The sequence below is a fragment of the Halomonas sp. ATBC28 genome, assembly GCF_005937175.1.
Taxonomy (GTDB): domain Bacteria; phylum Pseudomonadota; class Gammaproteobacteria; order Pseudomonadales; family Halomonadaceae; genus Vreelandella; species Vreelandella titanicae.
Genome location: NZ_VCQL01000030.1, coordinates 36806 through 45018, shown reverse-complemented (window position 1 = coordinate 45018; position 8213 = coordinate 36806). Strand labels below are relative to the sequence as shown.

Annotated in this window: 3 protein-coding genes and 1 pseudogene; 1 reads left to right on the top strand and 3 read right to left on the bottom strand. The window is 46.0% G+C overall.

Annotated elements, in window-relative coordinates:
- Positions 1-127: 127 nt before the first annotated feature.
- Positions 128-490: pseudogene (gene radC, locus E0L35_RS23295) on the top strand (DNA repair protein RadC); the annotation flags it as partial.
- A 193-nt stretch (positions 491-683) separates the two neighbouring features.
- On the opposite strand, the gene E0L35_RS23290 reads toward radC, so the two are convergent.
- The 3 genes from E0L35_RS23290 to dsr1 form a co-directional block, all read right to left on the bottom strand.
- Complete coding sequence (locus tag E0L35_RS23290) at positions 684-2081, bottom strand: DUF2235 domain-containing protein (RefSeq protein WP_138801562.1); 1398 nt, start codon at positions 2079-2081, stop codon at positions 684-686.
- A 432-nt stretch (positions 2082-2513) separates the two neighbouring features.
- Complete coding sequence (locus E0L35_RS23285) at positions 2514-3956, bottom strand: hypothetical protein (protein WP_138801561.1); 1443 nt, start codon at positions 3954-3956, stop codon at positions 2514-2516.
- Between the two features lie 358 nt (positions 3957-4314).
- On the bottom strand, positions 4315-8148 hold the full coding sequence (gene dsr1 / locus E0L35_RS23280) for an anti-phage defense-associated sirtuin Dsr1 (RefSeq protein WP_138801560.1): 3834 nt from the start codon (positions 8146-8148) through the stop codon (positions 4315-4317).
- Positions 8149-8213 lie beyond the last annotated feature (65 nt).

Here is an 8213-nt window from a genome sequence, read left to right as displayed (position 1 = left end):
ATGACCCAGCCAAAAGGCGCGGGTAGGGTTGAGTTCACAGGTCATGGTGATCTCCAAAACCAACAAGAGATCATTAGTGTGAAGAGGCGTAATTAGCTTGAGTAGATGGGTTTGGTGGCTCGCTTACCAGCCCTCGCAGGCATTTGAACATTTACAGCTGCTGCTTCAAGACTACGAGTATGAGGTGTTTAGCGTGCTGTTCCTGGATAGTCAGCACAGGGTTATCCGCTTTGAAGAATTGTTTCGAGGCACCATAGATGCGGCAAGCGTTTATCCAAGGGAAGTGCTAAAGGCGGCACTGACCTACAACGCTGCCGCAGTCATCCTCGTTCATAACCATCCTAGTGGTGATCCTGAACCTAGCGATGCGGATCGGCATATTACCGAGCGACTGAAGGAAGCACTGGGGTTGATGGATATCCGGGTGATTGATCACGTGGTCGTGGGGAGTGATGGATGTAAGTCGTTTGCGGAAATAGGGTATTTGTAGGTGGATGTTGGGATAAAATGGAGCTGCCCCGCGAGGCAGCTCTCTTAATCAGGTAAGCTTTATTTTTGGTCAAGACGGTAAACGGCCAGGAACAGACGTTCAGATGATTCTGATATGACACTGTAGCTTTGCGGCGCAAAAGAGCACCAGAGTCTGTCCGGCAACAGCCATTTGTTATGTTGCAATCAGTTGACTAAAAGCATTTTGTTATAAGTTGACCATTGACTAGAATACATGAATTTGACTCATCGCCACGCTCTAATGAAACAAGCTCAATTCTTGAAACTTTATTTTCTGGAATGGCTTTCCATAAACTTTCTTCTATATTTAAAAACTGTTTTTTATCAGGAAATCTTTTATATCTAAAATTAATTCGCTTAATTCCATCAGAATCTTCAAATGACAAATTCACAACCTCGACAAGATTGGAGGCATATCCTGATATAACTCTCAAAGTATCATCGCTCTTAAGAACGTCAAAGAATATTGGTGACAACTCATTGTATGAGTAATACGAACTAGATGAATTCTGGATACTTTCTACATTTCTCGCTGCAAGATCTTCCGCGCGACCTTTTGATATTGGTACGCTGTTTACAATCTCTTTTTGTCTCACATCACTGGGGTTTACTAAATAAGACTCAATTCCAGCTGCTTTAGACAACCAGCCCCTTGAATCATGAGAACCTTGATTAAAAAAATCTTCAGAAAACTCCATTTCGTTTTGTGAAATTAGGCCATAATTTGATAATAAAAGACCGCCAATAAATCTATAAAATGTACCTATTCCGGATATATATGATGCACCAATATCAGAATGAACACCGGGCAGTTCTAGCTGTGTTAATCTAGGAGTAGTCACCATATTTTCGCGAACTTCACTTTCATATGCCAAATCTTTATCTATTATAACTGGGAAAAGCTTTCGCCGTTCATCTCTGGCAACAATATGTATGAGATAATCTGTAGTGGGTGCGATACCTAATAATAAGTTATCTACGACAGAGGTTGCTACCGTATCGAAAAGCAAACCATAGCTTCTAACATTATAAACACTTCCTATAGGCCAGTTCTGACTTACAAGATTCATAAAATGACGGCCAATTGCTGCTCCTCTGCTAAAGCCTAGAACAACTACCTTAACGTCTACGCCTGAACTGGTAGAAATTTCATTTTCAATCTTATTATTTAAACTGCTAAGTGCTTCATCTGCTTTAATGGAACATGAATAACAAAATGCAGAATCTAATTTGCTGTTAATTCCAGGACCCTCTAAATACTCTACATCATACCCATACTCCTCTAATTTATTAGTTAAATAACCAACAGTGGTTTGCCTCTCTTTCGCATCGTTTATATTATTTCGGTCATTTTCAGTGCCATCGAACGCGAACACATATATCTTCGTTTCATCTGTCTTAGAAAGATCAAAAAAACTAGGAACATGACCTAACTTAAGAGTTGCATTTTTTGCAATTTCTCTATCAGAGAAGCTTAAAGGCTGAGGTTCAGCGCCAGAAAAAATTGAAGAGCAAGAAGCTAAAAATAAAAAAGACGGCATTATTAATATTAAGCTAAAAAAACGCACCATAAAAACACCCCAATAACTAAGTCAATTGAAAACTTCCAGTACAAATCTAGAAGTGAGGCCTTATAATGCTGAAAACAACACAACAGGTATAAAACAGACCATCCTAATATTAGATGACGAGACGACAAGTTCTTCCGACAAATGCAGTCTACAAAACTCACTCTAAGTTATTGATAGGCATAATTGCTATTTTTCATTACGGTGTATATCCACATTCAGCACACCCGCTGCATTTCTCAGCAATTCCGCTAAAGGTCGATAGCACCTATGCTTGATCATTCCAATTTCAACCAAGAGCGGACGTCAATATGTTACTGATATAACGCCCGCCTTAACTGCAGTAGGTCACTAGCAACTTCTATGCCTTTTGTACAAAAGGCGAAAGTGGCAAAAGGTCAGATTGCAGGTGCTTGCTATGTTACGTATGGCTTACTATGTGCGTTCTTCCTTAAGCTTCATATATTCTTTCAGGCCAAGATGCACCTTAAATCTAGTTGCGTTAGAGTCCCAGCCTAATTCAGGGTTCGCAAACTTTGATTTCCAGCCAGAACCGCCATACCCTGACCTTGCTTCATACTCAATAATGCTAAAATTGTACAACTCTTCAAGTGACTGCGCATCTGAATAAGTTTTTTGATTTTTTGAACTAGTAACAGCATATGCAGCTGAATAATCTTCTATTTTGAAATAAATCTTACCAATCCTAGACAAAGCCTGAAGACACACCTCCCAGTCTTTCCAATGAGGTAATATTTCGTCATCAAGCTCAAGCTTTAAATAGTTTGAATACTTTGGTCGAGACTCCACTACATCTTTATTTTCAAATACTAATTCATCATCATCTTTCTTTTTTGTCACATCTAACAACGTATTCATAAAAGAAATGACATCTCTCGGCCTCATAAGGGTACGATCAATGATGTGCTTCCATTTTGGTTGTTTATTTATTCGTCTTCCATCATCGATATCATCCCAAGAGTATTCCGCCCCCAACAAAACACCAATTCGTTTTTGAATCATCCCAAACAACTGCTCATGGTTCCATTCAATAAAATCTGAATTTGACTCTGATATTTTATTTTTATCAGAAAATACTAACTCATCCCATATGTCGCGTCTAAGATATACGACTGATTTAAAATAAGTACTGCTACTTGATAAATATTTTTTAATTTCTTTGGAAGCTAAAACCAATCCAATTATCAAATTTTTCCTTGAGGTCTCTAATACTGTTATTCCTCTATCCAACTCATCGAAGTGTAAAAATACTCTTTCTAATTCTGACACCTCAGAAATCCGTTTAACATAGGACAGTATTTTCTCTGTCAATGCATTTAATTCAGACCCTAACTGCATGTTATCTTGCCGACCAGTTAGTGAAATCTTCCCTATCTTACAGCCCAGTACTTGCGGTTCCAAATCGCCGCTGATTTTTAAACCAGATGGAGAGAATATATTTTTTATTGCCGGGTTAGAGGTACCATAGTTTTCATCAAGGAATTTTTTAAGCTCTATAACCTCAGTCATTTGATATCTGTCTGAAAGCTTTATTACGATTTTGGCAAACTCAACAGCAATAAGATATTTCCAAGAAGCAACATATGACTCAACATATTCTACACCATCATCCTTGATTTTTTCATGTACTTTCCATGGATAGCCGTTCAGGTTCAATCCTGATGAAAAATCTTTGTGCTTATCTTCTGTAAAATATCGATAGAGTGCAGTTTTACCTGACCCCTTCCTGCCTAGCACAAGAAACGTATCTTGACTATCCACATTTTCTGTAATATTCATTTCGACGAAGTAATCTAAGACTGCATCATCTTCAGCCTCAACTTTTCCGAAATTCTTAACACTCCTTAATCCGCTCATTAAAACCGTCCTATTCGTCTTTTTAGTATTCTTTATAAGTCGCACTACATGGATAACACTGATGAAAATATACCAGATATTAGATGGCCGCTCTATTATTGGATGAACGTGCCACCATGCTTATCTATAAAATACAGCCTGCAAAATATTCGCATCTACTGCATTTTCCTATGCATCCACTTCGGGTCGTTAGCATCTATAAACGATACGAACACTCCAATTTCGGGCAAGAGCTGAGGTTCTGATAAAGCTAGTCTACGCTCCTCATCTAAGGCTGGCTTGGAGCGCAGTAAAAACCAGCCTAATAACATGCAATTGCTAGCACCTTATCGAGAGGGACACGCTTCACATTTCACCACTACATCCGGCGCCTCTGGAAGTATTCTTGCAGCCGAAGATACTGGATATCTTGCGCAAGGTGTGGACGCCCTTCCTCAATCTCGTCCAAGCAATGGCCTAACTCTTTGGGCGCCCACTGCTGGTCGGAAATTACAGCATTCAGCAGCATTAATACCTCAGCAGCGAATCGCCTGCACAAACCCGATTCATGTAGTAGGTGTATAACATAATGAGGGTGTTCAATGGGTTGCAGCCAGTCTTGCACCGCAGCCAATGCCGCGGGAAATTCGCCTCGTGCTGCAATGGCCAACCTCGTCAAGGATTCCGCGATTCGCGGAGTAGCCAAGCCACGTGACTTAGGCCAGATCTGTTGCCAAAACGGCTGCGCACGATTTTTCCAATAGTCTTCTCGCTGATCGGCTGCGCCTTCAAGTGCCTGATAGAGCGCTTGCGCGGATTCCTCGAGACCGTCCTGTGGGAGCACACCAATAGCAGACCGGAGTTCATCTACGGTGTATCCCTCAGTCGGGCCCAGCGCTACATAAATCAAAAACGCCGCATACTGTTGGCGGTGCTCGCCAAGGTCGGCATAGTGGTTTGCACTTTCTAGGAAGTGGGTCTTAAAGGCCATTAACAACGGCTGGTATAGGCGAGGCGACCAGAGAAAGCCTTCCCACACGGCTTTAGCTTCGACAAGATTGCTCCAGTCGAACAAAGGCAAAAGGTACTTTTCGGTCCAAGGGCGATCGACACGGAAAAAAGCGATTAGCCGCGAACCGAGAAGTACCCGGCCATGGCGGAAACTGATCACCTGAAGATCGCACAGTCTGGTGAACATAGGTTTAAGATCAACTGGAAGCAGATCGTTGTCGTTAGGATTCTGTTTGAACCACAGGTTTATCAGAGCCTGCGTGATGTGCCCGACTGGGTGGTTAATCGCAGATCCGACGGGGTCATAGGTTTCGACATCTTTATTGGTGATGCGGGAACCTGGGCCAGATTCAAGCGATAGTGCCAGTACCCGACTGCACAACTCCATTAGGATGCCCTCATGACGGTTGATGGACTTGGATGCGGCTTCTATCCACCAAGTAACTGCGTGGTCAATATCCTGAAGTACGGCATCAGGCATTGTTTTCACCACCGGTGCCGCGTAACGCCATGAGTGCTTTACAATACCTTTGTCACTCCAAGCCTGAAGAGCTACGCGCCATCTCTCAATTGGCCACTCTCCTCTTACAGCCAAATCACTCAGCGCACAGAGGCTGTTCAACAAGTGCTTACGGCAAACATCTCGCCACGTATCCTCATAGAAAAATCGTGGTTCGGGTACAGGCTTAGTTAGCCATTTGACAAGCTCTCCCCGCTTGCGGGGAGCAATGGCAACTTCAAGGCTACCCTCAAAATCCGGATCTCCAGTGCCACTCATCCAGTGCGAAAATTCGTCACGCTCGTTGGTCGCCAACTGCCATTCGGGGTAGGTTTTGGATATTTCTGCTAAGCGTGCTGCTGCGGGCGCCCCCAACGAGCTGACCGATATGTTCAGCTTGGCCAGATGCAACCAAACGGAACGAGCCACCAAGTCCTGCCAACGATCTACTTCCAGGTCGTCCCGATACATATCTCGCGGAGGGCCAGCCAAGATTGCAACCTCCAAACGTTCTTGTGTGGCTCCTGCCAAATGACAACCCTGCAGAACCAGCAGCCTGAATACTTCCCGCCCCGTATCTCTAGACCAAAGCCACCATGCTCCTTCGGTCACCAACCAATCCACCCACTGCTCGGGCGGGATGCAACCATCCTGACTGGCGGCAAATAGGGCCAGGCGTTTAAAGGTAGGATAAGGCAATTCGAACCAAGTCTCTGCGATTCGTGTCGCGCGCAAACTGTCGTTGACACGAACCTCCAACCACGCATCTCGCAACAATTCGATCAAGCTCACCCAATCACGGAAGCCCCGGTTCTGCCAATGTGGCGTAATGGAAGGAAGATCCCAATGTGATCGGTCATTACTGCCATCAGCCTCGCCCAACTCGTTTAGTAGATCCAACGCATCACGCAATAGTTGCTGGAAATCCTCCTGCAGGAGCGGCAGGGCCAATATCCAGTGTTTGTCGGCCAAATCGCGTAGAGTTGAATTCACATTATCAGCGGCTAGCACGAGCTCCCAGTCCACTAGCTGCTTGATATGCGTGGGTTCGTCAGCGTTATTTGAGTCGTCGTCATTCCAGTGAAACGGCTTCTTCAAAACAACCTTAGGTGCGAGCAAGTCGCGCAACTCCAAACGCAGCGTAGTGGTCAGACCTTCTCGCTGAAGACGGCTCTTCCAGCGATACAAATCGGAATCGGCCCATGGGGACTTCACGCGGCCACTGAGGAGCAGGCGCCACAAAATACGCATCAGGGAATCGGGAATGGCCTTGGGGGCATGTAATCGGATCTCATCCAACTCGGAGGTCTTGCCATCACGCTCCAGCGAAGCAAAGCGTTCAAGTTCGTTTTCTATCAGCCACGCCCAACGATCGTGCAAATGCCCACCGCGTTCCGCATTCCAGATAACAAGTCTAGGGTCACCCAAGTGCCGTACCAGCCAGCGGGCCAGATGGAACATAACATCATCCCACTGGCAGCCGGTAATACCTTCGGAAGCCAGCAGCATCGGCGATGCACGGCCATAGGGTGCAAGTCGCCGTATCAAGCTAAAGCGAAGCTTGGTGTCCACTTCCTCACGTGGTGGAACACCAAAGCGGGCCAGATCCTCGTGCCCAAAACGCTCTTGCCCGAATGACTCCAGCAACCATTCCAATGAAGGGGCGGGATTAAAGTCGGCGAAACGCTTCGCTGGCAAACCTGATTTATCCGACAAAGCCCAAAGCATTCGCCCGACGAAATCGTCCTGCCGTGTGCTGCCTTGTGGCCGTGCCAGGGCGTGTTTGACGACGATGGCTTCTTTGCCCTGCACACCGTCACGATATGTATCGGCCCAGGCGACCAGAGTCTGGTGCAACGCGGAATGATCGTGGCTACCAGCAAGTACGCTATAGAGGATAGGCGTGACGCCCTTGGCTTCCCATTCGACGGTCTTCCGGAGCTCTTGCCCTGGTTCGCAATCACCTAGTGCCCAGGCATGCGGTGTGACTTCGCCCAACATCCTATCGGCCGCCAGCGCATCCATCATGTAGCGCAGCACTGGGTCGTTGATGCTGTAACCCACGAAGCAGACCACGTAATTGCGGAATAGCTCGCTCACAAAGCGTGCTGCCCAGCGCTCTATGAGGTATGCCAATCCAAAATCACCACTGGTGACCACCAAACGATTCAGGGCATTGTCATCCACCTTTTGGGGTAGTAGGCCATGCAGATACACCAGACCGTTCCATCGGCTGTTCTTAGGGATCGGCAACATCGGGGCTCCGTATGTATCGAACGTTTGGTTAGTGCGTTTGGCCGCCAGATGAAAGATGCGGTCAAAGTTGGTGGTGACCAAACGTAACGCACCTTCGCGACCTCGTGCCAAACGCAAAAGCGCTGCCTGCGTATCGGTGGCACCCTTGCGGCGAGTTTTTGCTTTGAGTGCCTGCACCAGCTTTCTTCTGACAGCCAGCCGTTGCCCGGGAAGGCGCCTCTCAAGCAAATCAAGTGTGGCGTCAAACTGTCCTCGCTCGAAGGCATCTTTCTCAATGTCTGAAAATATTGTCCCGTTTAGCCGATAGATTTCTTCCACTAGCCCCTTAAAACCTGGCAGGCCAGCGGGATAGGAAATTCCCGCACCACAGAAAAAAACCACACGGCCTTCCTCGTGCGCCTGCAAGAGCTCATCTGGGATATCGGGGCCGTTGGTTATGAATTGCATTCCGTGTGTTTCCTCTGGTCAATCAAGGCGGAGGCGTCAATTAAGCAGTTTAAGGACGATGAATA

Excerpts from the sequence above, each read along its gene's own strand:
- dsr1 (WP_138801560.1), bottom strand. The coding sequence starts at position 8,148 with ATGCAATTCATAACCAACGGCCCCGATATCCCAGATGAGCTCTTGCAG.
- E0L35_RS23285 (WP_138801561.1), bottom strand. The coding sequence starts at position 3,956 with ATGAGCGGATTAAGGAGTGTTAAGAATTTCGGAAAAGTTGAGGCTGAA.
- E0L35_RS23290 (WP_138801562.1), bottom strand. The coding sequence starts at position 2,081 with ATGGTGCGTTTTTTTAGCTTAATATTAATAATGCCGTCTTTTTTATTT.